The sequence below is a fragment of the Nocardioides sp. SR21 genome, assembly GCF_022761125.1.
Lineage (GTDB): Bacteria > Actinomycetota > Actinomycetes > Propionibacteriales > Nocardioidaceae > Nocardioides.
This window is the reverse complement of record NZ_JAKWJR010000015.1, coordinates 44,648-68,529: the sequence shown is the minus strand read 5'-3', so window position 1 is coordinate 68,529 and position 23,882 is coordinate 44,648. Positions and strand designations below refer to the sequence as shown.

Annotated in this window: 28 protein-coding genes; 19 read left to right on the top strand and 9 right to left on the bottom strand. The window is 71.4% G+C overall.

The window, feature by feature from the left end:
• Positions 1 to 32: 32 nt before the first annotated feature.
• The 3 genes from MJ604_RS22405 (at position 33) to MJ604_RS22395 (ending at position 2,372) form a co-directional block, all read left to right on the top strand.
• Complete coding sequence (locus MJ604_RS22405) at positions 33 to 1,130, top strand: ferrochelatase (RefSeq protein WP_374458368.1); 1,098 nt, start codon at positions 33 to 35, stop codon at positions 1,128 to 1,130.
• Positions 1,127 to 1,954 carry an inositol monophosphatase family protein gene (locus MJ604_RS22400; protein ID WP_243060939.1) on the top strand — a complete coding sequence of 276 codons (828 nt, stop codon included), beginning with the start codon at positions 1,127 to 1,129 and terminating at the stop codon, positions 1,952 to 1,954. Before MJ604_RS22405 ends, MJ604_RS22400 begins: the two co-directional genes overlap by 4 nt.
• Positions 1,955 to 2,081: 127 nt before the next feature.
• Entirely contained in the window at positions 2,082 to 2,372 is a 291-nt protein-coding gene (locus MJ604_RS22395) for a DUF4193 domain-containing protein (RefSeq protein ID WP_243060938.1), read from the top strand.
• Between the two features lie 54 nt (positions 2,373 to 2,426).
• On the opposite strand, the gene MJ604_RS22390 is transcribed toward MJ604_RS22395, so the two are convergent.
• Positions 2,427 to 2,714 (bottom strand): DUF4235 domain-containing protein, encoded by a 288-nt coding sequence (locus tag MJ604_RS22390; RefSeq protein WP_243060937.1) that lies wholly within the window; start codon positions 2,712 to 2,714, stop codon positions 2,427 to 2,429.
• Positions 2,715 to 2,742: 28 nt separating this feature from the next.
• The gene (locus tag MJ604_RS22385; protein WP_243060936.1) at positions 2,743 to 3,204 is read right to left on the bottom strand and encodes a DUF3093 domain-containing protein; all 462 of its coding nucleotides are present in this window, start codon (positions 3,202 to 3,204) and stop codon (positions 2,743 to 2,745) included.
• 52 nt (positions 3,205 to 3,256) lie between these two features.
• Here MJ604_RS22385 and dut point away from each other — a divergent pair, with 52 nt between their 5' ends.
• Genes dut through MJ604_RS22365 form a run of 4 tightly spaced genes read left to right on the top strand, consistent with a single transcriptional unit; the run spans position 3,257 to position 5,456 of the window.
• Positions 3,257 to 3,709 (top strand): dUTP diphosphatase, encoded by a 453-nt coding sequence (gene dut, locus MJ604_RS22380; protein WP_243060935.1) that lies wholly within the window; start codon positions 3,257 to 3,259, stop codon positions 3,707 to 3,709.
• Between the two features lie 43 nt (positions 3,710 to 3,752).
• Complete coding sequence (locus MJ604_RS22375) at positions 3,753 to 4,382, top strand: DUF3710 domain-containing protein (protein ID WP_243060934.1); 630 nt, start codon at positions 3,753 to 3,755, stop codon at positions 4,380 to 4,382.
• A gap of 4 nt (positions 4,383 to 4,386) precedes the next feature.
• Entirely contained in the window at positions 4,387 to 4,749 is a 363-nt protein-coding gene (locus MJ604_RS22370; RefSeq protein WP_243060933.1) for an OB-fold nucleic acid binding domain-containing protein, read from the top strand.
• On the top strand, positions 4,746 to 5,456 hold the full coding sequence (locus MJ604_RS22365) for a DUF3159 domain-containing protein (RefSeq protein ID WP_243060932.1): 711 nt from the start codon (positions 4,746 to 4,748) through the stop codon (positions 5,454 to 5,456). Before MJ604_RS22370 ends, MJ604_RS22365 begins: the two co-directional genes overlap by 4 nt.
• Here the strand turns inward: MJ604_RS22365 and MJ604_RS22360 are convergent.
• Together MJ604_RS22360 and MJ604_RS22355 are read right to left on the bottom strand one after the other, a co-directional pair.
• Positions 5,453 to 6,124, bottom strand: a complete 672-nt coding sequence (locus MJ604_RS22360) for a TrkA family potassium uptake protein (protein WP_243060931.1) — start codon at positions 6,122 to 6,124, stop codon at positions 5,453 to 5,455. The two genes, MJ604_RS22365 and MJ604_RS22360, sit on opposite strands and share 4 nt — an antisense overlap.
• Positions 6,125 to 6,134: 10 nt before the next feature.
• The gene (locus MJ604_RS22355) at positions 6,135 to 6,827 is read right to left on the bottom strand and encodes a TrkA family potassium uptake protein (protein ID WP_279236502.1); all 693 of its coding nucleotides are present in this window, start codon (positions 6,825 to 6,827) and stop codon (positions 6,135 to 6,137) included.
• 79 nt (positions 6,828 to 6,906) lie between these two features.
• Between MJ604_RS22355 and MJ604_RS22350 the strand changes: the two genes are divergently transcribed.
• From MJ604_RS22350 to merB, 11 genes are all read left to right on the top strand, one after another.
• Positions 6,907 to 8,982, top strand: coding sequence for an APC family permease (locus tag MJ604_RS22350; protein ID WP_374458367.1), 2,076 nt, complete (start codon positions 6,907 to 6,909; stop codon positions 8,980 to 8,982).
• Between the two features lie 6 nt (positions 8,983 to 8,988).
• Positions 8,989 to 10,089 carry a class I SAM-dependent RNA methyltransferase gene (locus MJ604_RS22345; protein WP_243060928.1) on the top strand — a complete coding sequence of 367 codons (1,101 nt, stop codon included), beginning with the start codon at positions 8,989 to 8,991 and terminating at the stop codon, positions 10,087 to 10,089.
• A gap of 140 nt (positions 10,090 to 10,229) precedes the next feature.
• A complete protein-coding gene (locus MJ604_RS22340; RefSeq protein ID WP_243060927.1) occupies positions 10,230 to 13,043 on the top strand; it encodes an aconitate hydratase in 2,814 nt (937 codons plus the stop codon).
• A gap of 106 nt (positions 13,044 to 13,149) precedes the next feature.
• A complete protein-coding gene (locus MJ604_RS22335) occupies positions 13,150 to 14,478 on the top strand; it encodes a hypothetical protein (RefSeq protein ID WP_243060926.1) in 1,329 nt (442 codons plus the stop codon).
• Positions 14,465 to 14,953: a SigE family RNA polymerase sigma factor gene (locus MJ604_RS22330; protein ID WP_243060925.1), complete on the top strand. Its 489-nt coding sequence runs from the start codon at positions 14,465 to 14,467 to the stop codon at positions 14,951 to 14,953. The genes MJ604_RS22335 and MJ604_RS22330 overlap by 14 nt, the downstream gene beginning before the upstream one ends.
• The gene (locus MJ604_RS22325; RefSeq protein ID WP_243060924.1) at positions 14,950 to 15,252 is read left to right on the top strand and encodes an MTH1187 family thiamine-binding protein; all 303 of its coding nucleotides are present in this window, start codon (positions 14,950 to 14,952) and stop codon (positions 15,250 to 15,252) included. Before MJ604_RS22330 ends, MJ604_RS22325 begins: the two co-directional genes overlap by 4 nt.
• The gene (locus MJ604_RS22320; protein ID WP_243060923.1) at positions 15,249 to 15,902 is read left to right on the top strand and encodes a DUF3105 domain-containing protein; all 654 of its coding nucleotides are present in this window, start codon (positions 15,249 to 15,251) and stop codon (positions 15,900 to 15,902) included. The genes MJ604_RS22325 and MJ604_RS22320 overlap by 4 nt, the downstream gene beginning before the upstream one ends.
• A 92-nt stretch (positions 15,903 to 15,994) precedes the next feature.
• Positions 15,995 to 16,765, top strand: coding sequence for a collagen-like protein (locus MJ604_RS22315; RefSeq protein WP_243060922.1), 771 nt, complete (start codon positions 15,995 to 15,997; stop codon positions 16,763 to 16,765).
• A 48-nt stretch (positions 16,766 to 16,813) separates the two neighbouring features.
• Positions 16,814 to 17,221, top strand: coding sequence for a YjbQ family protein (locus tag MJ604_RS22310; RefSeq protein WP_243060921.1), 408 nt, complete (start codon positions 16,814 to 16,816; stop codon positions 17,219 to 17,221).
• On the top strand, positions 17,218 to 17,973 hold the full coding sequence (locus MJ604_RS22305) for an inositol monophosphatase family protein (RefSeq protein WP_243060920.1): 756 nt from the start codon (positions 17,218 to 17,220) through the stop codon (positions 17,971 to 17,973). Before MJ604_RS22310 ends, MJ604_RS22305 begins: the two co-directional genes overlap by 4 nt.
• The gene (gene merB / locus MJ604_RS22300; protein WP_243060968.1) at positions 17,966 to 18,667 is read left to right on the top strand and encodes an organomercurial lyase; all 702 of its coding nucleotides are present in this window, start codon (positions 17,966 to 17,968) and stop codon (positions 18,665 to 18,667) included. Before MJ604_RS22305 ends, merB begins: the two co-directional genes overlap by 8 nt.
• Positions 18,668 to 18,756: 89 nt before the next feature.
• On the opposite strand, the gene MJ604_RS22295 is transcribed toward merB, so the two are convergent.
• From MJ604_RS22295 to MJ604_RS22285, 3 genes are all read right to left on the bottom strand, one after another.
• Entirely contained in the window at positions 18,757 to 19,929 is a 1,173-nt protein-coding gene (locus tag MJ604_RS22295) for an HNH endonuclease signature motif containing protein (RefSeq protein ID WP_243060919.1), read from the bottom strand.
• A gap of 448 nt (positions 19,930 to 20,377) precedes the next feature.
• Positions 20,378 to 21,343 (bottom strand): S-adenosylmethionine:tRNA ribosyltransferase-isomerase, encoded by a 966-nt coding sequence (locus tag MJ604_RS22290; protein ID WP_243060918.1) that lies wholly within the window; start codon positions 21,341 to 21,343, stop codon positions 20,378 to 20,380.
• A complete protein-coding gene (locus tag MJ604_RS22285; protein ID WP_243060917.1) occupies positions 21,340 to 22,008 on the bottom strand; it encodes an SDR family NAD(P)-dependent oxidoreductase in 669 nt (222 codons plus the stop codon). Before MJ604_RS22285 ends, MJ604_RS22290 begins: the two co-directional genes overlap by 4 nt.
• A 21-nt stretch (positions 22,009 to 22,029) precedes the next feature.
• Here MJ604_RS22285 and MJ604_RS22280 point away from each other — a divergent pair, with 21 nt between their 5' ends.
• The gene (locus MJ604_RS22280; RefSeq protein WP_243060916.1) at positions 22,030 to 22,602 is read left to right on the top strand and encodes a GNAT family N-acetyltransferase; all 573 of its coding nucleotides are present in this window, start codon (positions 22,030 to 22,032) and stop codon (positions 22,600 to 22,602) included.
• Positions 22,603 to 22,604: 2 nt separating this feature from the next.
• Here MJ604_RS22280 and MJ604_RS22275 read toward each other — a convergent pair whose 3' ends face one another.
• Positions 22,605 to 23,096, bottom strand: coding sequence for a cupin domain-containing protein (locus tag MJ604_RS22275; RefSeq protein ID WP_243060915.1), 492 nt, complete (start codon positions 23,094 to 23,096; stop codon positions 22,605 to 22,607).
• Positions 23,093 to 23,818: a S9 family peptidase gene (locus MJ604_RS22270; RefSeq protein WP_243060914.1), complete on the bottom strand. Its 726-nt coding sequence runs from the start codon at positions 23,816 to 23,818 to the stop codon at positions 23,093 to 23,095. Before MJ604_RS22270 ends, MJ604_RS22275 begins: the two co-directional genes overlap by 4 nt.
• Positions 23,819 to 23,882 lie beyond the last annotated feature (64 nt).

The window sequence follows — 23,882 nt, the reverse complement described above, 5'->3', positions numbered from 1 at the left end:
CCGGGACCAATCGATAACCATCCGTTCCTAGGATGGCTGTCATGACCCCTGACCCCACGCCGTACGACGCCGTCCTGCTGGTGTCGTTCGGAGGCCCGGAGAAGCCCGACGACGTGGTGCCGTTCCTGGAGAACGTCACCCGGGGCCGCGGCATCCCGCGGGAGCGGCTGGTGGAGGTCGGCGAGCACTACTTCGGCTTCGGCGGCCGCTCGCCGATCAACGACCAGAACCGCGCGTTCCTCGCCGCGCTGCGCGAGGACCTGGCCGGCGCCGGCATCGACCTGCCGGTCTACTGGGGCAACCGCAACTGGGACCCGTACCTCACCGAGACCGTCGCGCAGATGGCCGCCGACGGCGTCCGCCGGGCCGCGTGCTTCGTCACCAGCGCGTACTCGTCGTACTCCTCCTGCCGGCAGTACCGCGAGAACCTCTTCGACGCGGTCGACGGCGTCGAGGGGGCCCCGGTGCTCGACAAGCTCCGGAACTACTTCAACCACCCGGGCTTCGTGGAGCCGATGGTCGACGCGACGCTCGCGGCGCTGGCCGAGCTGCCCCCCGACGTCCGCGACACCGCGCACCTCGCGTTCGTCACCCACTCGATCCCGGATGCGATGAACGACACCAGCGGGCCCGAGGGGCAGGCCTACGTCCAGCAGCACCTCAGCGTCGCCGATGCGATCGTCGACCGGGTGCGGCAGGAGACCGGCCGGCGCCACGACCACCGGCTGGTGTTCTGCTCGCGGTCCGGGTCACCGCAGACGCCGTGGCTGGAGCCGGACGTCAACGACCACCTCGAGGACCTGCACGCCGCGGGCATGGCCGCCGTCGTGATGGTGCCGATCGGCTTCGTCTCCGACCACATGGAGGTCGTCTACGACCTCGACACCGAGGCGCTCGCGACTGCCGAGAAGCTCGGGCTGCCCGCGACCCGCGCCGCGACGGCCGGGATCGACCCGCGCTTCGTCGCCACGGTCCGCGACCTGCTGCTCGAGCGTGCGGCGGTCGAGCGCGGCGAGGAGGTCGCCCGTGCGTCGGTCGGCGCCTGGGGCCCGTGCTGGGACCGCTGCCCGGTCGGCTGCTGTCCGAACCCGCGAGCCGACCGCCCCGCGCTGGCCGGAGCCGACTCGTGACGTCCAACGCCGACCTGGCCGCCCTCGCGCTCGACGTCGCCCGTCAGGCCGCGGACCTGGTCCGGGATCGGCGGGCCGGCGAGGTCACGGTCGCGGCCACCAAGTCCAGCGCCGTCGACATCGTCACCGAGGCGGACCGTGCCAGCGAGGTGCTGATCCGCGACCTGCTCACCGCCGCGCGCCCCGACGACGGCATCCTCGGCGAGGAGGGCGACGACCTGATCGGCCGCTCCGGGGTCCGCTGGCTGGTCGACCCGATCGACGGCACCGTGAACTTCCTCTACGGCCTGCCGCAGTACGCCGTCTCGATCGCGGCCGAGCGCGACGGAGAGGTCGTGGCCGGCGTGGTGCTCAACGTCGCCTCCGGCGCGGAGTACGTCGGCCACCGGGCCGACGACGCCGCCCAGGGCGGGGCCCCGGCCAGCGTCACCCGCGACGGCGAGCCGATCGCCGTACGTGAGACCGTCCCGCTGTCGCTGCGGCTGCTGGTCACCGGCTTCAACTACGACAGCGGGATCCGGGAGCTGCAGGCCGCCGCCCTGGCCCGTCTGATCGGCAAGGTCCGCGACGTGCGCCGGCTCGGTTCCTGCGCCCTCGACCTGTGCCACGTGGCCGAAGGGGCCGTCGACGGGTACTTCGAGGAGGGCGTGAACATCTGGGATCATGCGGCCGGTGGTCTCATCGCGCGTTTGGCCGGTGCTCGACTGGAGACAGTCCCCGGTATCGGAGGCACGGATCTGGTGGTGTGCGGGCCGGCGGACGGGTTCGATCAACTGCTCACTGCCGTCCGTAATGCGGGGTTCTCACCCGAATCGGGGGAATAGTCCGCGTTCACCCGATGTTCACGTTCCGCGCCGTGGATGCGAAGTGCGAAAAGCGTGCTCGATAGTGCATGATCTGGCGCTCGAACGGCGCAACACGAAGTGATGGCTCAGGGGAGTTGGAAGAACGATGGCGACTGACTACGACGCACCGCGGAAGAACGAGGACGAGCAGTCCGAGGAGAGCATCGAGGAGCTCAAGGCCCGCCGCCACGACAAGAACTCCGGCAAGGTCGACGAGGACGAGGCGGAAGCCGCCGAGTCCTTCGAGCTGCCGGGCGCGGACCTCTCGCACGAGGAGCTCGCGGTCGAGGTGAAGCCGAAGCAGGACGACGAGTTCACCTGCATGAGCTGCTTCCTGGTGCACCACCGCAGCCAGCTGGCGGATCCGAAGAAGATGATCTGCAAGGACTGCGCGTAAGACACGAACAGGGCCGCAACCCCGCCGGGTTGCGGCCCTTTCTCGTTGGGTGGGCTACTTGCCGTCGGCCTGCACCTGCCCGGGCAGGTGCCCGGTCGAGCGCTGGTAGTAGAGGGCGGTCTTGCGCTGGACGGCCATCCGCACGAGACCGACCGCGGTACCGCTGAACACCGCCCACAGCACGGCCTCGGTCATGTCGACGTCCGGGTCGGCCGGGTTGATCGGCGGGTTCTTGCCGGTGGCGGCCCGCCAGGACACGTCGGTGACCTTCTTCGCCAGCGCGACCGCGCCGAGGGTGGCCACGACGGTGAGCGCGCCCCATGCCTTCGAGTCAGATGCCATGGCCGCACCCTACCCAGCGGGAGGGACGTCAGCCGACGTGCGTCAGCGCGTTCAGCGCCTGCGCCAGCTCCTCGGGGTTGCGCGTGCTCAGCAGCCAGTACGGCGCCGGGTCGGCCGGGTCGGTGATCTTGACCTTGACCGCGCGCTTGAGGTACGGCCGCAGCAGCAGGTAGGCGCGGGCGTCCGCGTCGACGCCGGCGGTACGCCGCGTCTGCTCGGCGTCCAGCGGCGTCGCCGTACCGAGGTGGTGGGCCGCGATGTGCGCCCGGCCCGCGCGCAGCTCGCCGTCGGCGACGACGATCCGGGCCTTGCCGAACGCCCACAGGCAGAAGCACAGGAGCGTGAGCGACACGACGGTGATCAGCCACGCGACCGGCGCGGGTGTCGCGACCAGCACCGCCAGCCAGAGCATCGCGACCAGCATCGTGCCCTGCACCCACCAGCGCAGCGGGACGCCGAGGCGCTCGGTGTAGGCAGGAGTGCGGGTCACGGGCGAATCCTTCCATTGGTGCCTTCGGCGGCTGCGGGTAGGGTCCGGCGACGTGCCTGACCTCGAGATCCTGGTGCGACGGCTCGACGCCGACCTGCCGCTGCCGTCGTACGCCCACCCCGGCGACGCCGGCGCCGACCTGCTGACCACCGTCGACGTGAGCCTGGCGCCGGGGGAGCGGGCCATGGTGCCGACGGGCATCGCGATCGCGATGCCCGAGGGGTACGTCGCCCTGGTGCACCCGCGCTCCGGCCTGGCCGCGAAGCACGGGCTGTCGATCGTGAACACCCCGGGCACCGTGGACGCGGGCTACCGGGGCGAGATCAAGGTGATGCTGATCAACCTCGACCCGCGCGAGCCGATCGAGCTGCGCCGAGGCGACCGGATCGCGCAGCTGGTGATCCAGCGGGTCGAGCGCGCCCGGTTCAGCGAGGTCGGGGAACTCCCCGACTCGATCCGTGGGGACGGGGGCTACGGTTCTACCGGAGGCTTCGGTCCGTCCTGACCGTCCTGCACGCCCCCGTTCCATGTCCGACCGAGGAGTGTTCGTGAAGTTCCGCCGCAAGTCCGCCGACCCCGTCGAGCCGGACGTCGAGTCGTCGGCCGAGACCACGCCCGAGGACGAGACCCAGAGCCCGGCCCGCACCGGCGGCCCGTACGACATCAACGACGTCCCCGCCGACGACGTCCCGCGCCTCGACATCGGCTCGCTGCTGATCCCGGGCGCCGAGGGCTTCGAGCTCCGGCTGCAGATCGACGAGGCGACCCAGGAGGTCCGCTCGGCGCTGCTGACCCAGGAGGACGGTGCGATCGAGCTGCGCGCGTTCGCGGCCACCCGCAACGGCGACCTGTGGTCCGAGGTGCGCCCGCGGATCGCCGCCGACTTCGCGCAGCGCGGCGGCACCGCCAGCGAGCGCGAGGGCCGCTTCGGCACCGAGCTGGTCTGCCAGCTGACCGTGAAGACCGAGGACGGCCGCACCGGCACCCAGGCCTCGCGCATCGTCGGCATCAACGGCGAGCGCTGGATGCTGCGGGTCACCATGCTGGGCCGGCCCGCGGTCGACGAGGTCGCCAACGAGGTGTGGAGCAGCATCGTCGAGCAGGTCGTCGTCCGCCGCGGCGACCAGCCGATGCCCCCCGGCACCGAGCTGCCGCTGCAGGTCCCGAGCAACGGCTGACCACGTGCCCGAGAAGAGCCGGCTGCGGCGCAGCATCAGCAGGTGGGCGAGCAGCACCGACCAGCACGCCCGCGACCTGCGCAAGACCTACGCCGACGACGGGCTGAACCGGATCGGCGAGGCGCCGGACCGCGAGCGCGTGCGACTGCGCGGCACGCTGCGCACGGTCACGCTGCGCCCGCGCGGCGGCGTACCGGCTCTCGAGGCCGAGCTCGACGACGGCACCGGCTCCATCGTGGTCGTCTGGCTGGGCCGTCGCCGGATCTCCGGCATCGCACCGGGTCGGTCGCTGGAGATCCAGGGCCGGATCGGGCAGCACGACGGCCAGCGGATCATGTACAACCCGCGCTACGAGCTGATGCCGTGAGCGAGCAGCAGCACGCACCCGCGACCGTCGACACCGTCGAGGCGGTCGTCCGGGCCCAGATCTCCCGGGCGCTCGGCGGCCGGCGCGGCATGGTCGAGGCAGCCGTCCCGACGATCGTCTTCACCGTCATCTGGCTGACGACCAAGGAGCTGCGCTACGCGCTCACCGCCAGCATCGCGATCGCGCTGGTGCTCCTGGTGGCCCGGCTGGTGCAGCGCTCGACGGTGCAGTTCGTCGTCAACGCGCTCGTCGGCATCGGCATCGGCTGGCTGTTCGTCACCATCTCCGCGCGCCAGGGCGGCAGCGAGGACGACCAGGCGCTGGCGTACTTCCTGCCCGGGATCATCTACAACGCCGGCTACTCGGTGGTGCTCGGCCTGACCTGCCTGATCGGCTGGCCGCTGGTCGGCTTCATGGTCGGCAGTGTCACCGGTGACCCGACGGCGTGGCACGAGGACAAGCAGGTCGTGAAGCTCTGCACGACGCTGACCTGGCTGCTCGCCGTGCCGTGCCTGGTCCGCGTGGTCGTCCAGGCGCCGATCTGGCTGGCCGCGCACTCGGACGCCATGGACGCCGACCGCGCGGTCGCGCTGCTCGGGATCCTCAAGATCGCGATGGGTTGGCCGCTCCAGCTGGCCGCGCTCGGCGCGATGGTGTGGGTGCTCGGGCGCAACAAGACGCCCGTGTTCTCCCCTGAAGCGGCCTAGCCGCCGTGGGCTGACGGGGCCAGCAGCCGCTCGAGGTTGTCCTCGATGTCGGCCGGGACGACGAACAGCAGCTCGTCGCCGGCCTCGATGGGCTGCTCGGCGTCCGGCACGTAGACCTGGCCGTCGCGCAGGATCGTCACCAGTGCGCAGTTCTCCGGGAACGGGATCAGCCCGGCCGGCTTCCCGACGTACGGCGAGTCCGCGGGCAGCGTCATCTCGACGAGGTTGGCGTTGCCCTGGCGGAACGTGAACAGCCGCACCAGGTCGCCGACCGTGACGGCCTCCTCCACCAGCGCGGACATGATCCGCGGGGTGGAGACGTTGACGTCGACGCCCCAGGCCTCGGTGAACAGCCACTCGTTGTTCGGGTGGTTGACCCGGCCGACGGTGCGCGGGACGCCGAACTCGGTCTTCGCGAGCAGCGAGGTCACCAGGTTGGCCTTGTCGTCGCCGGTCGCGGCGATCACCACGTCGCAGCGGTCGAGCCGGGCCTCCTCGAGCGAGGACATCTCGCAGGAGTCGGCCAGCAGCCACTCGGCGTCCGGGACCCGCTCGGGCTTGATCGAGCCGGGGTTCTTGTCGATGAGCAGGACCTGGTGACCGTTCCCGATCAGCTCCCGGGCGATCGAGCGGCCGACGGCTCCCGCTCCGGCGATGGCGACGCGCATGACTGTGTTCCTAGCTCTCGTCGGGGCCTGCGTCGATGACCTTGTAGGCGTGCGCGGCGTTCTCCTCGCGCATCACCAGGTGCAGGAGGTCGCCCTCCTGGATCACGGTGTCGCGGGTGGGGAGCATGCCCTCGCCGAGCCGGTCGATCCAGGCGATCCGGCTCTTCGACTGCATCTGGAAGTCGACGGTGCGGTGGCCGATCCACGGCTCGCTGACCGGGACCTGGTCGAGGCGGATCGTGCCGGAAGGGTCACGGAAGTCCGGCTCGGCGCCGGCCGGGAGGATCCGGCGCAGCACCTGGTCGGCGGTCCACTTCACGGTCGCGACCGTCGTGATGCCGAGACGCTGGTAGACCTCGGCGCGGCCCGGGTCGTAGATCCGGGCGACGACCTGCTGGATGCCGAACGTCTCGCGCGCGACCCGCGCGGCGATGATGTTCGAGTTGTCACCGCTGGAGACCGCGGCGAAGGCGTCGGCGCGGCGGATGCCGGCCTTCTCCAGGACCGCCTGGTCGAAGCCGTAGCCGGTGATCTTGTCGCCGTTGAACCCAGGGCCCAGGCGCCGGAAGGCGTCGGGCTCGCTGTCGATCACCGACACGGTGTGGTTGCGGTCCTCGAGACTGCGCGCCAGCGTCGAGCCGACGCGTCCGCAACCCATGATCACGACGTGCACGTGGCAGACGCTACAGCGTCGCCACTTCATCGGTCTCGACACGCCGGTCGCGACCTCGTTCCTCGGTCGCGCGGCTCGCTCGACCACCACCAGCGCCCTCGCTGGCGCGATGGCGCTAACGTTTCCCGACGTGGGAGTCGGCGACGTATCCAAACGGATCCTGCTGGGGCGCAAGCTGCGCAGCTCCCAGCTGGGCGAGACCCTTCTCCCCAAGCGGGTCGCGCTCCCGGTCTTCGCGAGCGACGCGCTCTCGTCGGTGGCCTACGCCCCGGACGAGATCTTCATCATGCTGGGCATCGCCGGAGTGTCGGCCTACACCTGGTCCTGGAAGATCGGCCTCGCGGTCGCCCTGGTGATGCTGACCGTCGTCGCGTCGTACCGGCAGACGGTGCACGCCTACCCGTCGGGCGGGGGTGACTACGAGGTCGCGACCGTCAACCTCGGCCGCAACGCCGGGGTGACCGTGGCGAGCGCACTGCTCGTGGACTACGTCCTCACGGTCGCGGTGTCGATCTCCAACGCGGCGCAGTACGGCGCCAGCGCCATCCCGGCGTTGATCGGGCACGAGGTGACCGTCGCCGTCGCCGCGGTGATCCTGCTGGCCGCGGTGAACCTGCGCGGCGTCCGCGAGTCCGGCACGTTCTTCGCGGTCCCCACCTACCTCTTCATGGTCGCGATCCTGGGCATGTGCGCCTACGGCTTCATGCGGATGCTCGCGGGTGACCTGCCGGACGCGGAGAGCGCCAGCCTGCGCATCCAGCCGCAGGACGGCTGGGAGGACCCCATCTCCCAGGCGGCCATGATCTTCCTGCTCGCGCGCGCCTTCTCCTCGGGCTGCGCGGCCCTGACCGGGGTGGAGGCGATCTCCAACGGCGTCCCGGCCTTCCGGAAGCCGAAGAGTCGCAACGCCGCGACCACGCTGCTGATGCTCGGCCTGATCGCGATCACGATGATGATGAGCGTCATCGTGCTCGCCCAGCAGATGAGCATCCGGTACGTCGACCCGCACCACCTCGACCAGCTCCGGACCGCGACCGGTGACGCCGTGCCGGACGACTACGACCAGCACCCCGTGATCTCCCAGATCGCCGCCGGCGTCTTCGACGGCTTCCCGGCGGGCTTCTACTTCGTCGTCACGGTGACCGGCATCATCCTCGTGCTCGCGGCCAACACCGCGTTCAACGGGTTCCCGGTCCTCGGTTCGATCCTGGCCCGCGACGGGCTCGCGCCGCGGGCGCTGGGCTCGCGTGGCGACCGGCTCGCGTACAGCAACGGCATCGTGTTCCTCGCGGTCGTGGCGATCGCGCTCATCGTCGCCTTCGAGGCCCAGACCACGAAGCTGATCCAGCTCTACATCGTCGGCGTCTTCGTCTCGTTCAACCTCAGCCAGCTCGGCATGATCCGGCACTGGACCCGCAAGCTGAAGACCGAGACCGACCCGTCGGAACGCCGTCGGATGCTCCGCTCGCGCGCGATCAACACCTTCGGTCTCGGCCTCACCGCCGTCGTGCTCGTGGTCGTCCTGATCACGAAGTTCTTCGCCGGGGCCTGGATCGCGATCCTCGGCATGGTGGCGTTCTTCCTGATCATGCGCGGGATCCGTCGTCACTACGACAACGTCGAGGCCGAGCTGGCCGCCGACGAGGAGGACAAGCTCCTCCCGACCCGGGTGCACGCGATCGTGCTGGTCGGCAAGCTGCACAAGCCGACCCTGCGGGCGCTCGCGTTCGCCAAGGCCACCCGGCCCAACGTCCTCGAGGCCGTCTACGTCTCGGTCGACAACGCTGCGACCGATCGGCTCCTCGAGGAGTGGGACGACCGCAACCTCGACGTTCCTCTCAAGGTGCTGCACTCGCCGTACCGCGAGCTGATCCGCCCGATCGTCGACTACGCGATGGAGATCAAGCGGGCGAACCCGCGCGGCGTCGTCGCGGTCTACATCCCCGAGTACGTCGTCGGCCGGTGGTGGGAGCAGCTGCTGCACAACCAGACCGCGCTGCGCCTCAAGGGCCGGCTGCTGTTCGCGCCCGGCGTGATGGTGACGTCGGTGCCGTACCAGCTGCGCTCGTCGCAGATCGTGCGCGAGCGCGAGGAGCGCGAGGGCGCCTGGGTGCGGCCCGGGCTGCGGATGGGCAACGTGCCCGAGCGCTCGAGGGACCGGCAGATCCCGCGGGACGACGAGTGACCTCCCATGGCTAGGCGACCGGTGCGGCAGAAGCAGGCCCGCGGTGCCTCGCGGGTCGGCGCGCGGTTCGAGGCGGTCGTCGGCCCGGTCGCGCACGGCGGCCACTGCATCGTGCGGCTGGACCCGCCGGAGTCGCGCGTCGTCTTCGTCCGGCACGCGATCCCCGGCGAGCGGGTGGTCGTCGAGATCACCGAGGGCACCGAGGGCGACCGGTTCTGGCGGGGCGACGCCGTCGAGGTGCTCGAGGCCTCCGGCGACCGCGTCGAGCCCCCGTGCCCGTACGCCGGCCCGGGGAGGTGCGGCGGTTGCGACTTCCAGCACGTCGCGCTGCCGCGGCAGCGGGACCTGAAGACCGCGGTGGTGCGCGAGCAGCTCGCCCGACTGGCCAGGATCGAGAGCGACGTCGAGGTCGAGGCGGTGCCCGGTGACGACGACGGGCTGCGCTGGCGCACCCGTCAGCGCTACGTCACCCTCCCCGGCGGTGGCCGGGCGATGCGCAAGCACCGGTCGAACGACCTCGTCGCGATCGACGACTGCCTGATCGAGTCGCCGGAGCCGTCCGACCACCGTGCGCTCGGCCGGCACTTCCAGGTCGCCGCCGACGGGTTCTGGCAGGTGCACCCCGGTGCCCCCGACGTCCTCGTCACGACGGTCCTCGAGATGCTCCAGCCGCAGCCGGGGGAGCGGTGCCTCGACCTGTACGCCGGGGTCGGGCTGTTCGCCGCCTTCCTGCGCGACGCGGTCGGGGAGTCCGGCCGGGTGGTCGCGATCGAGGGCGATGCCGCCGCGTCCAAGCTCTCGGCCCGCAACAGCCCGGGGGTCGTCGTCCAGTCCGGCGACGTGGGCAAGGTCCTCGCCACGGCCTTCGACGAGCCCTTCGACCTGGTCGTGCTGGATCCGCCGCGCGAGGGCGCCCGCCGGGCCGTGGTCGAGCAGGTCGTCGACCGCGCGCCGCGCGCGGTCGCGTACGTCGCCTGCGACCCGGCGGCCCTGGCGCGCGACGTCGCGATCTTCGCCGAGCACGGCTACCGGCTGGCCGACATCCGGGCGTTCGACCTGTTCCCGATGACCCACCACGTGGAGTGCGTCGCACTGCTGACCCGCTGACGGGCTTTTCTGCTTGACCTCGTGTATCTTGATATCAAGAGACATCGCATCCACGAGTTAGGGCAGCCTTCCTTTTCCACGCCTCGCGCACGACGGCAGGATGGGGAGAGCAGCCGAGACGACGACGAGACGCCAAGGAGATGACTGCAGTGGCCAGTCAGGACAGCTTCGGTGCCAAGGGCACCCTGGACGTGGACGGCAAGTCCTACGAGATCTTCCGCCTCGACGCGGTCGCCGGTGAGGGCCTCGATGTCGCGAGCCTCCCCTTCAGCCTCAAGGTGCTGCTGGAGAACCTGCTCCGCACCGAGGACGGCGCGGACATCACCGCCGACGACATCAAGGCTCTGGCCGGGTGGGACCAGGACGCCGAGCCCGACAAGGAGATCCAGTTCACGCCGGCGCGCGTGATCATGCAGGACTTCACCGGCGTCCCGTGCGTCGTCGACCTCGCCACCATGCGTGAGGCGATGGCCGACCTCGGCGGCGACCCGACCAAGATCAACCCGCTCGCCCCGGCCGAGATGGTCATCGACCACTCGGTCATGGCCGACGTGTTCGGCACCCCGGACGCGTTCGAGCGCAACGTCGAGATCGAGTACGAGCGCAACCGCGAGCGCTACCAGTTCCTGCGCTGGGGCCAGGGCGCCTTCGACGACTTCAAGGTCGTCCCGCCGGGCACCGGCATCGTGCACCAGGTCAACATCGAGCACCTCGCCCGCACGATCTTCACCCGCGAGGTCGACGGCGTGCTCCAGGCCTACCCCGACACCTGCGTCGGCACCGACTCCCACACCACGATGGTCAACGGCATCGGCGTGGTCGGCTGGGGCGTCGGCGGCATCGAGGCCGAGGCCGCGATGCTCGGCCAGCCGGTCTCGATGCTCATCCCGCGCGTCGTCGGCTTCAAGCTGTCGGGCGAGCTGCCCGAGGGCTCGACCGCGACCGACCTCGTCCTCACGATCACCGAGATGGTCCGCAAGCACGGCGTCGTCGGGAAGTTCGTCGAGTTCTACGGCCCCGGCGTCTCCGCGCTGCCGCTGGCCAACCGCGCCACGATCGGCAACATGAGCCCGGAGTTCGGCTCGACCATCGCGGTCTTCCCGATCGACGAGGAGACCACGAAGTACCTCGAGCTGACCGGCCGCTCGCCGGAGCAGCTCGCGCTCGTCGAGGCCTACGCGAAGGAGCAGGGCCTCTGGCTCGACCCCGACGCCGAGCCGCGCTACTCCGAGAAGCTCGAGCTCGACCTGGCGACCGTCGTCCCGTCGATCGCCGGCCCGAAGCGTCCCCAGGACCGCGTCGAGGTCTCGGTGGCCAAGGCCGGCTTCCGCGCCGCGCTCAAGGACTACGTCTCCACCGAGGGCGAGCAGGACGGGTACGACGAGGAGCTCGCCGAGTCCTTCCCGGCCTCCGACCCGCCGTCGCACAACGGCCACGGTGAGGCCGCGCCGCACCACTACTCGGCCGCGGCCGGCGCCAACGGCCGCCCGAGCGACCCGGTCGAGGTCACCCTCGAGGACGGCACGAAGTTCACGCTCGACCACGGTGCGGTCACGATCGCCTCGATCACCTCGTGCACCAACACGTCGAACCCGTCGGTCATGATCGGCGCCGCGCTGCTGGCGAAGAAGGCCGTCGAGAAGGGCCTGCAGCGCAAGCCGTGGGTCAAGACCACGCTGGCCCCGGGCTCGCAGGTCGTCTCGGACTACTACGAGAAGGCCGGCCTGACGCCGTACCTCGACAAGCTCGGCTTCAACCTCGTCGGCTACGGCTGCGTCACCTGCATCGGCAACTCCGGCCCGCTCATCCCCGAGGTCTCCGCCGCGGTCAACGAGCACGACCTCGCGGTCGTCTCGGTGCTCTCGGGCAACCGGAACTTCGAGGGCCGGATCAGCCCCGACATCAAGATGAACTACCTGGCGTCGCCGCCGCTGGTCGTCGCGTACGCGCTGGCCGGCTCGATGGACGTCGACCTGTTCAACGACGCGCTGGGCGTCGACCCCGACGGCAACGAGGTCTTCCTCAAGGACATCTGGCCGTCGCCGACCGAGGTCGAGGACACCATCCGCGGCGCGATCAACTCCGAGATGTTCGCGGAGTCGTACAAGGACGTGTTCGCCGGTGACGACCGCTGGCGGTCGCTGCCGACCCCCGAGGGCAAGACCTTCGAGTGGGACCAGGACTCGACCTACGTCCGGAAGCCCCCTTACTTCGAGGGCATGCCCGACACCCCGGACCCGGTCACGGACATCGACGGCGCGCGGGTGCTGCTGAAGCTGGGCGACTCGGTCACCACCGACCACATCAGCCCGGCCGGTGCGATCAAGAAGGACTCGCCCGCCGGCACCTACCTCGCCGAGCACGGCGTCGAGCACCGCGACTTCAACTCGTACGGCTCGCGTCGCGGCAACCACGAGGTGATGATCCGCGGCACGTTCGCGAACATCCGCCTGCGCAACCAGATCGCGCCCGGCACCGAGGGTGGCTTCACCCGTGACTTCACCCAGGCCGACGGCCCGGTGACCACGGTGTACGACGCCTCGGTGAACTACATCGCCGCCGGCACGCCGCTCGTGGTCCTCGCGGGCAAGGAGTACGGCTCCGGCTCGTCGCGCGACTGGGCGGCCAAGGGCACCTCGCTGCTCGGCGTGAAGGCGGTCATCGCCGAGTCGTACGAGCGGATCCACCGCTCGAACCTCATCGGCATGGGCGTCATCCCGCTGCAGTACCCGGCCGGCCAGAACGCCGAGTCGCTGGGCCTGACCGGCGAGGAGGAGTTCTCGATCTCCGGCATCACCGAGCTGAACGACGGCCGCACGCCGAAGACCGTCAAGGTCAAGGCCGGCGACCAGGAGTTCGACGCGGTCGTCCGCATCGACACCCCCGGTGAGGCGAACTACTACCGCAACGGCGGCATCATGCAGTACGTCCTGCGGAGCCTGCTGAACAAGTAGTCCGACCGAGGTCAGCGGTGGCCCGTCCGAGATCTCTCGGGCGGGCCACCCCTCTTTTTGGGCCGGTCGATGCGTGGGTAGAGGTGAGACCACCTCCGGAGGACCCATGACCACGCTGCACGACCGGCTCGCCGAGCTCGCCGACGACGTCCCGTCCGGCGGCCCTGCCCCCGACCTGTGGGACCGCGGCCGGCGCTACCGCCGCGCCCGGCTGGCCGGGACGGTGGTGATCGTGGCCGCTGCGGCCGTGGTGGTCGCGCTGGTCGCCGGGATCTCGTGGCAGCGCTCCGTGCCGCCGGCGCCGCAGCCCGCGGGCACGCCGGCGGGCCTGCCCGACCGGGTCTACGCGCCGAGCAGGTGGCTGCCGGGCACGGACGACGAGGGACCGCTGGGGCAGCTGGCCGCCGTGGTGTCCGCCGAACGCGGCTCGTGGACGGGCACGTCGTACGAGCTCGTGGGGATCTCGGCGACCACGGGGGAGTACCGATTCCTGGACGTCCCGGGCTCCGGAGAGGTCGAGTCCGCGCTGGCACCGGACGGGCGACACATCGCGTACTGGCTGACAGGTGAGCCGAGCGGCGCCCCCAACGGCGACGCACCCATCGTCGGGTTCGCGGTGTACGACACGACCACCGGAGACACCGTGCGGCAGGCGATCGAGACCGAGCACGGCCTTGCCGTCGATGACCTCGCGTGGGCAGACGACCACCGTCTGGTGCTCGACTACGGCCAGTGGGCCGAAGCCGGGGACGGCGACGGGATGTCCAACCGCTACGGGACGTGGACGTGGGACCTCACCACGGGGGCTGCCCCGATCCGGCTCGACGGTGAGAACTACTCCTCCTTCGCGTCGGTGGTCGGTGACGGCAAGGTCGTCGTGAGCATGGCCAAGGGGTATGGCCTGCTCGACCTGGACGATCCGGGCGACGACCCGCTCCCTATCAGGATCCGTCGCTCGGACAACATGACGTCGACGCCGGTCGTCGATCCGCGGGGGCAGCACGTCGCGGGAGTGTGGGGCGGGTCGGACCTCGACGGCCAGAGCGTCCCGAACAAGGTCAAGGCAGGATCGGTGCCGGCCGGAGGGGGGTTCGCCGAGCTGAGCCTGGTCCCGGACTCGGCGCGCAGCCTCGAGGTCCTGCAGTGGACCGGGCCGACCGAGATCGCGGTCATCCGGGCGCCGGAGCCCGACGCTGAGCGAGTCGCCCTCCAGCGACTGGACGTGGAGACCGGCACGTCCACCGCTGTCACGACGTACGACTGGAACGACGGCAACCAGCCGACGTTCGCGACCGACCTCCTCGGCGCGCCGACGTTCGACGCGGAGGAGCCGCCCGGCCCCCTGGACCCGCGCCTGGTGGCCGGACTGATCGTCGGCACCGTGCTCGTCGCTGCCGGTCTCCTCCTGCTCTGGAGGCGACGTGTCCGGCCCTGACCCGACCCGCGCGGGCTTCGACGAGTACGTCGCCGCGCGGATGCCGGCGCTGGTGCGGACGGCGTACCTCCTCACCGGCTCGCACCAGGACGCCGAGGACCTCGTGCAGGTCGCGCTGGTGAAGGCGGTGCCGCACTGGAAGAAGATCGCCGACCACCCGGAGCCGTACGTGCGCAAGATCCTGGCGCGCGAGGCCGTCAACCGCTGGCGGACCCGGCGGTGGCGCGAGGTGCACACCGACCAGGTGCCGGAGACGGCGGTGGACGAGCCGGTCGACGACCGGGTCGCCCTGCGGCGGGCGCTGGCCGCGCTGCCGCCGCGGCAGCGCGCGGTGATCGTGCTGCGGTACTACGAGGACCTCACCGAGGCCGAGACCGCCCGGGCACTCGGCATCTCGGTCGGCACCGTGAAGTCGCAGGCCCGCGACGCCCTGGCCCGGCTGCGTACGGAGGGACTCGCTACGGTTTCGGCATGATCGTGGCGTTCAGCATCTCCCCGACGACCGGCGACGAGACCGGCAGCGTGTCCGAGGCGGTCGCGGCCGCCGTCCGGGTCGTGAAGGACTCGGGCCTCCCGTACGAGCTCAACTCGATGTTCACGAACGTCGAGGGGGAGTGGGACGAGGTGATGGCCGTCGTGAAGAAGGCCGTCGACGTCGTGGCCGAGGTGTCCCCGCGGGTCGGGCTGGTGCTCAAGGCCGACATCCGCCCGGGCTGGGACGGTCAGCTGACCGCGAAGGTCGAGCGCGTCGAGAAGCTGCTGGCCGGCGGATGAGCGAGATCCCGCCGCCGCCGTCCTACCCGCCGCCCCCGCCGCCACCGGAGCTGCTGCCGGAGACGCCCGCGCCCGCGTCCGCGCCGCAGTCGCGGGCGCTGGTCCTCGTCCTCGCCCTGATCGGCGTGCTGATCATCGCCGGCGTGGTCGTCGCCGCGACGATGTTCGCGAACGAGACGCCCGTGAGCCGCGACCTCAGCGAGGTGGCGTCGTACGGCGACCTGAGCAACCAGCACGAGCAGGGCGACATCGACTACCCGCAGACGCCGCCGGCGGGCGGTCCGCACGCGCCGGCGTGGCTCGACTGCGGGGTGTACGACGAGCCGGTGCGCGACGAGAACGCCGTGCACGACCTCGAGCACGGGACCGTCTGGATCACCTACGACCCGGACGAGCTGGGCGAGGACGAGGTCGACGAGCTGATCGCGGCGCTGCCGCAGAACGGCATCCTGTCGCCGTACGACGGCCTGCCCTCGCCGGTGGTGGTCACGGTCTGGGGCAAGCAGCTGGAGCTGACCGGCGCCGACGACCCGCGCCTCGAGATGTTCATCGAGCGGTTCGGCGACGGCGTGACCGCGCCGGAGCCGTTCGCCTCCTGCGCGGGCGGCGTGACCGACCCCGGCGGCGAGCTTCCCGGGAGCAGCGTCTAACCCCTTCGGGCTAGTTCCGTCCGAAAATGCCCGCGCCGAAGGCGCAGGGCCGATAGCGTCCTGAGCTCATGTCATTCGAGCGAAGGATGCAGATGAAGCACAGCAGCAAGGTCGGTCTCGCGGTCCTGGCCGCCACCGGGATGTTCGTGGCCGGCGGCGCCTCCGGCGCGGTCGCCGCACGGCTGATCACGGGCGACCAGATCGCCCGGAACACCATCACGGCCGACAACCTCGCCCCGAACAGCGTCGGCAAGTCCGAGCTCGCGCCGGGTGTGGTGAAGAACGGCAAGAACGGCGCGGACGGTGCCGACGGTGCTCCGGGTCCGGCCGGCCCGGCCGGACCGCAGGGCGAGCAGGGGCCGAAGGGCGAGCCTGGCGCTGCGGGTGCGCAGGGTCCCAAGGGCGCTCCTGGCGCTGCCGGCGAGCCGGGCGACTCGGGGATCGTGTCGATCTTCGAGCAGTGGACCAGCGAGTCCGACGACGGCGCCGAGCCGATGGGCGGCCACTGGCTCGTCCCGGTCGAGAACAACGACGGCGGCGATCGCGAGGTCCCGGTGCTGACGCTCGAGCTCGACCGCGGGACCTACCGGCTGGACGTCACGGCTCAGTTCTTCGGCGGCAGCGAGTGCTGCTACGACTACGGCGTCGTCACCATCGACCAGGACGGCGGGAACATCCCGGGGACCATCTGGACGGCCGACCTGCCGGGCAGCTACGAGGACGCGGGCCAGACCAGCGGCAGCCACGTCATCACGGTGACCGAGGACGACACGTCGATCGAGGTCCTCGCCTCGGTGCGCGGCTCGCAGCCGGCGTACGTCGGGGCGCAGGCGATCGTCACCCAGGTCAACACCGTCCACTGACCTCTGACCTCTGACCCGAGTCCACGGGGCCGTGGCACGATCGGCCCCGTGGACTCGGAGATCCGTCACTACCGCACCGGCGACCGCGAGGTCGTCCTCGACCTGACCGACGACTGCCGGGAGTACGCCGCCGGTCGCGGCGACGGCCTGCTGCACGTGTTCGTCCCGCACGCGACCGCGGGCATCGCGATCCTCGAGACCGGCGCCGGCAGCGACGACGACCTGCTCGCCGCGCTCGCCGACCTGCTGCCGGCCGACGACCGGTGGCGACATGCCCACGGCACCCGCGGGCACGGCCGCTCGCACGTCATGCCGGCGCTGATCCCGCCGTACGCCACCGTCCCGGTGCTCGGCGGACGGCTCGCGCTCGGCACCTGGCAGAGCGTGTGCCTGGTCGACCTGAACGTCGACAACCACGACCGCGAGGTGCGGTTCTCGTTCCTGGCCGGCGCGTGAGCGGCTCCGACGCCGAGGTCGCTCGCGCGGCCGCCGAGGCCGGCGCCGCGGTGATCCGGGAGCTGTACGGCCGGCCGGTCGAGCGGTTCGCGAAGTCCCCCACGGACTTCGCCACCCAGGCCGATCTCGACGCCGAGCGCGCGATCCTCGACGTGATCCGCGCGGCCCGGCCCGACGACGCCGTCCTGGGGGAGGAGTCGGGGCTGACCGGTGCTGACACCGGCCGCGCCTGGCTGGTCGACCCGCTGTGCGGCACGTTGAACTTCGCGGCCGGCACGCCGCTGATGGCCGTCAACGTCGCGCTCCGCACGCCGGACGGCACCCACGTCGCCGCCGTCGCCGACCCGATCGCCGGCGAGGTGTTCTGGACCGACGGGTCGGACGTTCGCGACGGCACCGGCCGGGTCGCCGTACCGTCCACCGCGTCGCGGCTCGTCGACGTCGACCTGGACCACGGCTCGTTCCACTCGCTGCTCGCGCACCCGGAGTTCCGGGCCCGGTTCGGCCCGCGGGTCTTGTCCACGACGCTGGCGCTGGCCTGGGTCGCGGTCGGCCGGAGGGCGGCGTACGTCGCCGACGGGGACATGCGCGACAACGTCCACTTCAGCGCCGGCATCGCCCTGTGCCGCGCTGCTGGTTGTGTGATCACCGCCACGCAAGGTAGTACTCAGGTGGGTGTTGGACGCGGCGTGCTCGCCGCGGGGGACGCCGAGACGCACGGGGTGCTGAAGGAGCTGATCGGTGATGGTTGAGCTGTATGAAGGAGTCCGTCTGTTCTTCTACCGCGAGCTGGCCAGCACCGGCCGGCTGCCGTCGGTCGCGGACGCCGCGGACACGCTCGGGATACCAGAGGAGTGGGTCTGGGACGGGCTGGACGCGCTGGCCGCGGACCGGTACGTCGTCCTCGACTCCAACGGCGGCATCCTGCTGGCCAGCCCGTTCGCGACCCGGAGCTTCGGTTTCGCGGTGATGGGCGAGCGCACGCTGTGGTGGGGCAGCTGCGCGCTGGACTCCTTCTCGATCCCGCACGTGCTCGACAAGGAGCCCTCCGTCGTCGTCGCGACGACCTGCCCGGCCTGCGGTGCCGCGCACTCCTGGCTCGTCGACCGCACCGGTCCTCCGGAAGGCACGCAGGTCGTGCGCTTCCCGGTCCCGATGGGGCACGTCTGGGACGACGTCGTCTATGCCGCCGAGAACCAGCGGATCTACTGCACCGACGCCTGCCTCGACGACTGGGTCGAGCGCTCCGGGCAGGACCGCGGCTACACCGTCGACATCGAGATGCTCTGGCGGATCGCCCAGGACTGGTACGACGGCCGCCTGGACACGCCGTACCAGCGCCGGGAGCCGAAGGAGGCTCGCGAGTACTTCCGGTCGAAGGGCCTGAGCGGGGAGTTCTGGGGGCTTCCCGAGCCTCAGTCGAGCGGGGTCAGCGACCAGGAGTAGGTCCGCAGTCTGCGGTCTCGTGGGAGGTGCTCCGTTGGAAGAACACGACATGACTGTTGCCCCGCCGGCCGTGGTCGGCGGGGTGGGGGTCAGCGGATATGTCGGTCCGCTCGTACGTGGTAGCTGCAGCCGGTCGGGCTGGTCCAGGTGAAGGTCCGTGGGCCGGTGCGGTGGTAGGTCCAGGCGGTGAAGGTCTTGACCCGGTGGTGGTGACGGCACAGGGGCGCGAGGTTCCGGGTGGACGTCCGGCCGAGGGGGAACTCGGTGATGTGGTCGTTGTCTGCGGAGCGTGACCGGCGGCTGCAGCCGGGGAACACGCAGCGCGGGAAGGTCAGGACGACCTGTTCCTGTTGCCGGTCGGTGGGGGTGTAGGAGTCGGTGGTGAGGTTCTCGTTCAGGTCCAGCACCGGACGGACCGTCACCGTGGTGCCGGCCTGGTGGCACCACTGCTGGACCTGCTCCGGGGTGACGACGGTGCGGGTGTTCTCCACCTCGACCATCCGGCTGTCGGCCTGGGCGTGGGTGTAGATCACCACCTCACGCTCACCCGCGCCGCCGAGCATCCCCGCGGCGATCGAGCGACGCACATCGATCGGGAGTGCGGGATCGAGGGTGGCGGCCTTCGCCTTCAGGTTGCCGTCGAGCGCGACCGCGTCGGCGAGGTCCATGATCCCGGCGACGGGGACCTGACCGGTCGAGGTGACCTGGCGCCAGTAGAACGTGAGGTGCCGGTGCTCGGCGTCCGCCAAGCGGCGTTCCTCGGCAGCTTGGGGGTCGAACTCCGCACGCGCCGCTTCCACGGTGCGCTCGATCTGGGCGAACGTGCACGTGTGCAGGACCGGCGCCAGAGCTCGGTCCACGAACGCCGCCGCATCGACCGGCAGGGACTTGGTCTGCTGGGCGACCTTGCGGGCCTTCCAGGCGGCCACCTCGCCCGCACCGACGCGTGCCCAGGTGCGCGGGAGCCGGTGCGCCAGCTCGACCGCGTCCCCGATGAACACCCGGCCGGCGTCGGTGTTCATCCCGACCGCGAGCGCGAACTCCGCGATCGAGAACTCCGCCACCGTCGGCGCCCCGTCCCCGGCGACCTCGAGCTCCCGCTCCTCCCAGGACCGGGTCTCGTCCACGACGTCGCCCGGGTTCAGCTCGGCCCACTCGACCGCGAGCTGGAGCTTGCGGATCGCCGCGTGGGTCTCGATCTCGTGCTCGTCGCGGACAGCCGCCAGCACCAGTTCGGTGCGAGTGGTCGTGGTGGCTGCCATACCTCAACCCAAGCAGGGACCACCGACAGTGAGGCGCCGAAAAGCCCGTGGTTGACCGGGATGTGGACACTTTCGAGAAATAGTTCTAAGAGTTTCGGTGGTGGTTTCGAGGCAGTCGCGAGCGCGCCTTCCTCAACCACCGATACCCACGAACAGTTGTCGTTTCGAAGCCCACCACCGGAAAGCCGGGAAGCAGCGCCAGCCCGAACCCGCCGTACCCGCGTAAAAGCCCTATCGGTCGCAACCAGAAGGAACCCGCAGGCGACCGTGAGTCAGGTGGTTTCGAGACAGGCGCGAGCGCGCCTTCCTCAACCACCGAAGGGTGTGCGGAGCCCACCACCGCAAGCCGGGAAGCAGCGCCAGCCCGAGCCCGCCGTACCGCGTAAATGCCCTGTCGGTCGCAACCACCAGCAACCCGCAGGCGACCGGGAATCAGGCGGGTTCAACGCTACGGCAGCAGGAGCATCACGTCGCCGAACTCGTGCCACAGGTACGGCTCGTCGGTGGACGACAGGTCCGCGTAGCCCCGCGCGACCAGGGACGTGCCGGCGACGGCACGCAGCAGGTCGAGGTGGCTGGCCTGGGGGTCGTGGAGGCCGGTCAGCAGGCCGGAGACCACGCGCGCGGGGCGGGACGGGCCGAGCACGAGCGAGGTCCACCCGGCCGAGGGCACGACGACACCCGAGGGCGCCGCGGACTCGAGGGCGCGGACGACGGTGGTGCCGACGGCGACCACCCGCCGGCCGGCACGCAGGGTGGAGGAGACGAGGCGAGCGGTCGCCGCCGGGACGGCGTACTCCTCCGGCTGGGGTGGCTCGTGCTTCTCCTGGCTGGCGACGCCGGTGTGCAACACGACCGGGGCGACGACGACGCCGGCGGCCATCAGGGAGACGAGCACGGACGGCGTCAGGGGGCGGCCGGCGGACGGCATCTCGGCGCTGCCGGGGTGGGTGGCGTAGGAGTTCTGGAACGCGCCGATCGGCCAGCTCCCGCTCACGTAGGGGTACCGGATCGGGCGGCCCCACTCCTCGAGGTACGCCACCCGGTCCACGGCAGGCGTGGGCTCGGCACGCCACAACCGCGTCTGCCCAGGAGGATGCGGCGCCACGATCCGCAGCGAGACCCCGCCCGGGAGGGCGAGCACCTCGCCGGGCACCGGCATCGCCGGCCCGCTGTTGTCCGGTTGGCGCAGCTCGACCACCCACGACCCGTCGTCGAGCGAGGTCGAGACGTGCAGCCCTGGGAGCGCGGACGGCACGGTGGCGCTGGTGTTCACGACCAACAGGTCGCCGGGCGCCAGGTACGCCGGCAGGTCGCGGGCGACGGCGTGCGAGGTGCCGGACGGCGTCACGACCGCCAGCCGTACGCCGTCGCGCGAGATGCCCCGCGCCTCGGGAGGCATCGTGGCGGTCATGCGACCAGCCGCCCGCTCGCGGCGTCGCCGAGCACCAGCGACAGCAGCCGGGGCGCCACCGTCGACGGCAGCGGCCGGTCGCTGATGTCCTCGCCCGGGAACGCCGCCTGGTGCATCGCGGTGCGCAGGTCGCCCGGGTCCACGGCGTACACCCGCACGAAGGGCTCCTCCGCCGCCAGCACCCGGCTGGCGTGGTCGAGGGCAGCCTTCGACGAGCCGTACCCGCCCCAGGTCGCGTACGGCTCGACCGACGCGTCCGAGGTGATGTTCACGATCCGACCGCGGCGCTCCCGCAGCTGCGGCAGCAGCAGCCCGGCCAGCGCCACCGGTGCGACGACGTTGACGTCGAGGATCGCGGCGTACGTCGACGGATCCAGGTCGGCGAGCCGGGGGAGCGGGCTCGCCCCGAGGGTGCTCGCGTTGTTGACCAGCAGGTCGGCGCCGCCGAGGTCGGCGGCGGTGGCCGCGAGCGCGCCGCGGTGCCACGAGTCGGCCACGTCGCCCGGTACGGCGACGTGCGACCCGCCCGGTAGGGCGTCGACCGCGGCGGCGAGCCGGGGCGCGTCCCGCGCGTCCGCGACGATGGTCCAGCCGGACTCGGCAAGATGGGTGGCGAGGGCGAGGCCCAGGCCCTGGGATGCTCCGGTGATGACAGCGACAGGCATGACAGGAGCGTGCAAGTTAAAGTGAACTTCAAGTCAAGCATCCGTCCGGCGGAGCCCGCCGACGCCGCGCAGATCCAGCAGGTCGTCGAGGCCGCCTTCGGCCCGGACGAGGGCCCGACCGTCGCCCACCTGGTCACCGTTCTCGACGAGTCCGGCAGCACCCGAGCCAGCCTGGTCGCCGAGGTGGACGGCCGGGTCGTCGGCCACGTCCAGCTCAGCCGGTCGTGGGTGGATGCGCGGAAGGCGCTCGTCGAGGTCCTGGTGCTGAGCCCGCTGTCGGTCGCGCCCGAGCACCACGGCAAGGGCATCGGCACCGAGCTCCTGGCCGCGGCCCAGAGCGAGGCCGAGCGACTCGGCGCGCCGGCGGTGTTCCTCGAGGGCGACCCGGGCTTCTACAGCGCCCGTGGCTGGTCGGCGGCCGGCCCGCTCGGGTTCACCGCGCCGTCGACGCGGATCCCGGCCCCCGCCTTCCAGGTCGTGACCTTCGACAGCCACGAGGAGTGGATGACCGGCGCTCTCGTCTACTGCGAGCCGTTCTGGGCGCTCGACTGCGTCGGCCTGCGGGACCCGCTGCTCGCGCAGCTCGGCGGCTGACCTCAGATGAAGTGGTTGTCGTGCGCCACGAAGAAGTCCGCGAGCTCCTGCTCGGTCGGCTTCCAGCGGCCCTCGGCCAGGTCGACCAGACCCTCGAAGTAGGCCTCGCGAGGGGCGCCCGGCGCGAACAGGATGAGCATCGACGCGGGCTCGTCCGACTCGTTACGGAACCCGTGGACGCCGCCCTCCGGCACGTGGGCGAAGTCGCCCGCGCCGGTCTCCCGCCAGTCCTTGCCGTCGTGCAGCATCACGGTGCCCGACAGGATGAAGAAGGACTCGCTCATGGTCCGGTGGAAGTGCGGGTCCGGGCCGCCGGCGCGAGGACCCATGTCCCAGCGGTAGAGCCCGAAACGTCCGTCGGTGGACGCGCCGGTGGCGAGGTAGTGGGCGGCGCCGCCCTGTCGGAGGCCGAGCTCGGCGGGCTGGTTGACGCCACGCAGCCAGGCGGTCTGCTCGCCGCCGTCTCCGTGGTAGGTCGGCGGGGGATAGCTCACGCCGTCACGCTACCGCCGAGCAGCGCTCGTTCCAGGAAGGCGAGCCGCTCCGCGATGACCCGGTCGCCGAGCTGGTGGTCGTAGCGCTCGTGCACGGTCGAGGCCGCCCGCGGCGCCGCCGCCGCGTAGAGACCGGGCACCGCGGGGTCGACGTACTCGTCCTTCTCGGCCCACTGCAGCAGCAGGGAGTCCTGCCGCAGCGCCGCGCCCGCGAGCGGGTCGAACTCCTCGAACTGCTCGCCGTACGCCGCGCCGAGGTCGGCGTCGCCGTGCCAGTACTTCCGGAACCAGTGGTCCCACGTCGCGTCCGGCGCGGCGACGACCATCGCGTGGATCGGCACGTCGCGCAGCGTGAGCCCGAACATCGCGCCGTAGTCGTGCGCGGCGACCGCCACCCGCGACGGGTCGACGCCGGGCAGCCCCACCAGGTGGTCGTACGCCGCTCGAGTACGCCGCGCCTGCCGCGCTACCGCGTCGCGGTCGGTCTCGTCGCCGGCCGGGTCCTCGAGCCAGGGGAACACGCCCTGCGGCAGCAGCGACACGACGCCCTGCTGCGCCAGCCGGTGCGCCTCGGGGAGGAACTGGGTGCGGTCGTTGCGGTTGTGCCCGAGCCAGTGCAGCCACAGCACCGCGGGACCGGTGCCACCGTCGGCGGGGCGCACCAGCAGGGCGGGCGGCTGGTCGTCGAGCGGGGTCTCCTCGACCACGACGGACTGCGTCATCGGCTTCCTCTCCAGGCTGTGACGGTCACGATCCTGCAACCGGCGGCGATGTCACAGCGTACGG

Coding starts and splice junctions, on each gene's coding strand:
- MJ604_RS22295 (WP_243060919.1), bottom strand. CDS start 19,929: ATGGCAGCCACCACGACCACTCGCACCGAACTGGTGCTGGCGGCTGTC.
- MJ604_RS22315 (WP_243060922.1), top strand. CDS start 15,995: ATGAAGCACAGCAGCAAGGTCGGTCTCGCGGTCCTGGCCGCCACCGGG.
- MJ604_RS22335 (WP_243060926.1), top strand. CDS start 13,150: ATGACCACGCTGCACGACCGGCTCGCCGAGCTCGCCGACGACGTCCCG.
- MJ604_RS22340 (WP_243060927.1), top strand. CDS start 10,230: ATGACTGCAGTGGCCAGTCAGGACAGCTTCGGTGCCAAGGGCACCCTG.
- MJ604_RS22390 (WP_243060937.1), bottom strand. CDS start 2,714: ATGGCATCTGACTCGAAGGCATGGGGCGCGCTCACCGTCGTGGCCACC.
- merB (WP_243060968.1), top strand. CDS start 17,966: ATGGTTGAGCTGTATGAAGGAGTCCGTCTGTTCTTCTACCGCGAGCTG.
- MJ604_RS22325 (WP_243060924.1), top strand. CDS start 14,950: ATGATCGTGGCGTTCAGCATCTCCCCGACGACCGGCGACGAGACCGGC.
- MJ604_RS22355 (WP_279236502.1), bottom strand. CDS start 6,827: ATGAAGTGGCGACGCTGTAGCGTCTGCCACGTGCACGTCGTGATCATG.
- MJ604_RS22285 (WP_243060917.1), bottom strand. CDS start 22,008: ATGCCTGTCGCTGTCATCACCGGAGCATCCCAGGGCCTGGGCCTCGCC.
- MJ604_RS22360 (WP_243060931.1), bottom strand. CDS start 6,124: ATGCGCGTCGCCATCGCCGGAGCGGGAGCCGTCGGCCGCTCGATCGCC.
- MJ604_RS22345 (WP_243060928.1), top strand. CDS start 8,989: ATGGCTAGGCGACCGGTGCGGCAGAAGCAGGCCCGCGGTGCCTCGCGG.
- MJ604_RS22350 (WP_374458367.1), top strand. CDS start 6,907: ATGGCGCTAACGTTTCCCGACGTGGGAGTCGGCGACGTATCCAAACGG.
- MJ604_RS22270 (WP_243060914.1), bottom strand. CDS start 23,818: ATGACGCAGTCCGTCGTGGTCGAGGAGACCCCGCTCGACGACCAGCCG.
- MJ604_RS22405 (WP_374458368.1), top strand. CDS start 33: ATGGCTGTCATGACCCCTGACCCCACGCCGTACGACGCCGTCCTGCTG.
- MJ604_RS22290 (WP_243060918.1), bottom strand. CDS start 21,343: ATGACCGCCACGATGCCTCCCGAGGCGCGGGGCATCTCGCGCGACGGC.
- MJ604_RS22320 (WP_243060923.1), top strand. CDS start 15,249: ATGAGCGAGATCCCGCCGCCGCCGTCCTACCCGCCGCCCCCGCCGCCA.
- MJ604_RS22395 (WP_243060938.1), top strand. CDS start 2,082: ATGGCGACTGACTACGACGCACCGCGGAAGAACGAGGACGAGCAGTCC.